This is a genomic window from Pseudomonas sp. PS01299 (assembly GCF_029960145.1).
Taxonomy (GTDB): domain Bacteria; phylum Pseudomonadota; class Gammaproteobacteria; order Pseudomonadales; family Pseudomonadaceae; genus Aquipseudomonas; species Aquipseudomonas putida_A.
Window position 1 is genome coordinate 1 of the sequence record NZ_JASCPO010000377.1, and the last position, 3,486, is coordinate 3,486.

Sequence of the window (3,486 nt, forward strand, 5' to 3'; positions counted from 1 at the left end):
GTGTCAGGCGACATCTGCTTTTACTGGCCCAGCGCTTTCGCGAGCAAGCCCGCTCCCACAGGGATTCATGGGTAATTGCGGGGATCTTCATCTGTATAAGGAACACCGCCGTCATGAACGACGCCACCTACACCCGCCTGCGCCCTCTCGCCGACACTTCGCCCTCAGCGATCGTTGCCGGGTTCATTGCAATGATGACCGGCTACACCAGTTCGCTGGTGCTGATGTTCCAGGCCGGGCAAGCGGCGGGCCTGAGCAGCGGGCAGATTTCCTCGTGGATCTGGGCGATCTCGATCGGCATGGCGGTGTGTTCGATCGGCTTGTCGCTGCGCTATCGCACACCGATCACCATCGCCTGGTCGACCCCCGGTGCAGCCCTGCTGATCACCAGCCTGGGCGGCGTCAGCTACGGCGAGGCCATTGGCGCCTACATCACCTGCGCGGTGCTGGTGACGATTTGCGGCTTGACCGGCAGCTTCGAACGCTTGGTGAAGAAGATCCCGGCGTCGCTGGCGGCAGCGTTGCTGGCGGGGATTCTGTTCAAGATCGGCAGCGAAATCTTCGTCGCCGCGCAACACCGCACCGGGCTGGTGCTGGGGATGTTCTTCACTTATCTGCTGGTCAAACGCCTGTCACCGCGTTACGCGGTACTGGCTGCGCTACTGATCGGCACTGCGCTGTCAGGTTTCATGGGGCTGCTGGATTTCAGCGGTTTCCATCTGGAACTGGCGACGCCAGTCTGGACCACGCCGCACTTCTCGCTGGCCGCAACCATCAGCATCGGCATTCCGTTGTTCGTGGTGGCGATGACTTCGCAGAACATGCCCGGCATCGCCGTACTGCGCGCCGACGGCTACAACGTGCCGGCCTCGCCGCTGATCACCACCACCGGCATCGCCTCGCTGTTGCTGGCGCCATTCGGCTCCCACGGCATCAACCTCGCGGCGATCAGCGCGGCGATCTGTACCGGGCCGCACGCCCATGAGGATCGCAACAAACGCTACACCGCCGCCGTCTGGTGCGGGATTTTTTACGGGATTGCCGGCGTATTCGGCGCTACGTTGGCGGCGCTGTTTGCCGCGTTGCCAAAAGAACTGGTGCTGTCGATTGCCGCGCTGGCGCTGTTCGGTTCGATCATCAACGGCCTGAGCATTGCCATGAGCGAAGTGAAGGAACGCGAGGCGGCGCTGATCACCTTTATGGTCACGGCGTCGGGGTTGACGCTGTTTTCCATCGGCTCGGCGTTCTGGGGGATTGTCGCGGGGGTTTTGACGTTACTGATTTTGAATTGGCGTAAAGCCCAGGCATAAAAAAACGGCGACCCTCAGGTCGCCGTTTTTTTCAGTATCACTTAGCCGCGTTGATCGGCTTTTCCGGATACCAAACGTCCAGCAGCGGGCTGATTTCAGTAGAAGTCAGCTCGGAGCGGGTTTTCAGCCAGGCTTCAACAGCAGCACGCTGCTCTTCGGAGACCGAACCACGCTTCTGCAGGCAAACCAGACCGAAGTCGTCGCCGCCGACATAGCCCAGACCGTTGGCTTCCATGGCTTCTTTGATGAATGCTTCGAGGAAAGCGTCAATGGCTTCTTCGGACAGGTCTTCTTTGAAGCCCAGGTTCAGTTCGAAACCCAGCTCTTGAAATTCATCGACGCACAGTTTTTTGCGCAGACGCTGGGAACGGTTAGTCGCCATTGGAACAATCCTCTTAAGTAATAACGGCCGGCACTTTACCAGTTTAAGCGGTCAATTGCCCGACTCTCTGGGCGCTGAGGCCGACCGCCTGTAAAAAAAATAACGAAATGGCCGCCCCGGGCAAGGCACAAGCTGTTACACCTTGGGGCATAATGCCGACACTTTCATGACCACTGAGGGCTTTTTCATCCATGCCCTCGTTATTTTTCCCCTCTTCTGCAGGGTTTTATTTCATATGATCAAATCGTTGCGTCCTCTCTTTCTCGCCGGCCTTCTTCTGCCCCTGGCCCTGCCGGTTGCCGCTGCCACTATCAATACCGCCCTCACCCCTAACGTCGAAAAAGCCCTCAAGGCCAGCAAGCTGCAGCCGACCGCGCTGTCGCTGGTGATGATTCCGCTCGACGGCCCGGGCAATCCGACCGTGTATAACGCCGACGTCTCGGTCAACCCGGCTTCGACCATGAAACTGGTCACCACCTACGCCTCGCTGGAAATGCTCGGCCCCAACCATCAGTGGAAAACCGAGTTCTACACCGACGGCGACCTCAGTGGCGGCATTCTCAACGGCAACCTGTACCTCAAGGGTGGCGGCGATCCGAAGCTGAACATGGAAAAACTCTGGCTGTTGATGCGCGACCTGCGCGCCAACGGCGTGACCCAGGTCACCGGCGATCTGATCCTCGACCGCAGCTTCTTCATCCAGCCGCAACTGCCCGAGTTCAACGACGACGGCAATGACGAGAACAAGCCGTTCCTGGTCAAACCCGACTCGCTGCTGGTCAACCTCAAGGCCCTGCGCTTCGTCGCGCGCAATGACGGGGGCCGGGTGCTGATCTCGGTGGAGCCGCCGATTGCCAGCGTGCGCATCGAAAACACGGTCAAGGCGCTCAACTCCAAGCAGTGCACCGGTGGCGTGCGCTACAACCCGGTAACCCAGGCTGACGGCAGCGTGACCGTGACCGTCGCCGGTCAATTGGGCGAAGGCTGCAGCTCACAGACTTATCTGTCGCTGCTCGACCACGCAACCTACACCGCCGGTGCCGTGCGTGCGATCTGGAAGGAACTGGGCGGCAGCATCCAGGGCAAGGATCGCCTCGCCGCGACCCCGAGCAGCGCCAAGCTGCTGGCCCGCGCCTACTCGCCGGATCTGGCGGAAATCATCCGCGACATCAACAAATACAGTAACAACACCATGGCCCAGCAGCTGTTCCTTAGCCTTGGCCAGAAGTACCGCAACGAAGCCGACGGTGACGACGCCAAGGCCGCACAACGCGTAGTCCGCCAGTGGCTGGCGAAGAAAGGCATCACCGCGCCGCACCTGGTGATGGAGAACGGCTCCGGGCTGTCGCGCGCCGAACGCGTCAGCGCCCGCGAGATGGCCAACATGCTGCAAGCCGCCTGGCACAGCCCGTACGCCGCCGAGTACATCAGCTCGCTGCCGATTGCCGGCACCGACGGCACCATGCGCAAACGCCTGAAGACCACCGCGATGCGCGGCGAGGCCCACGTCAAGACCGGCACCCTGAACACCGTGCGCGCCATCGCCGGCTTCAGCCGCGACGTCAACGGCAACACCTGGGCGGTGGTGGCGATCCTCAACGACAAGGCCCCGTTCGGCGCGTCGTCGGTGCTGGATCAGGTGCTGCTGGACCTGTACAAGCAGCCGCGCCTGCCGCAGACGGCTTCGGCCCTGTAAAAACACAGCCGCTCTAATGTGGGAGCGGGCTTGCTCGCGAAGGCGTCAGATCAGTCAGTATTTTTGCTGGCTGACACACCGCTTTCGCGAGCAAGCCC

At 61.0% G+C, this 3,486-nt stretch carries 3 protein-coding genes; 2 read left to right on the forward strand and 1 reads right to left on the reverse strand.

The features are described 5' to 3' along the window. Positions 1–113: 113 nt before the first annotated feature. A complete protein-coding gene (locus QMX91_RS29880; protein WP_282413816.1) occupies positions 114–1,310 on the forward strand; it encodes a benzoate/H(+) symporter BenE family transporter in 1,197 nt (398 codons plus the stop codon). Positions 1,311–1,347: 37 nt separating this feature from the next. Here the strand turns inward: QMX91_RS29880 and QMX91_RS29885 are convergent, their stop codons facing one another. After that, positions 1,348–1,692: a YggL family protein gene (locus QMX91_RS29885; protein ID WP_007952029.1), complete on the reverse strand. Its 345-nt coding sequence runs from the start codon at positions 1,690–1,692 to the stop codon at positions 1,348–1,350. 235 nt (positions 1,693–1,927) lie between these two features. On the opposite strand from QMX91_RS29885, the gene dacB reads away from it, so the two are divergent. Next, positions 1,928–3,388 carry a D-alanyl-D-alanine carboxypeptidase/D-alanyl-D-alanine-endopeptidase gene (gene dacB / locus QMX91_RS29890; protein WP_139055672.1) on the forward strand — a complete coding sequence of 487 codons (1,461 nt, stop codon included), beginning with the start codon at positions 1,928–1,930 and terminating at the stop codon, positions 3,386–3,388. The last annotated feature ends 98 nt before the right edge of the window (positions 3,389–3,486 follow it).

Bases quoted from the DNA above. Each gene is read 5' to 3' on its own strand.
- QMX91_RS29880 (WP_282413816.1), top strand. From the start codon at position 114: ATGAACGACGCCACCTACACCCGCCTGCGCCCTCTCGCCGACACTTCG.
- QMX91_RS29885 (WP_007952029.1), bottom strand. From the start codon at position 1,692: ATGGCGACTAACCGTTCCCAGCGTCTGCGCAAAAAACTGTGCGTCGAT.
- dacB (WP_139055672.1), top strand. From the start codon at position 1,928: ATGATCAAATCGTTGCGTCCTCTCTTTCTCGCCGGCCTTCTTCTGCCC.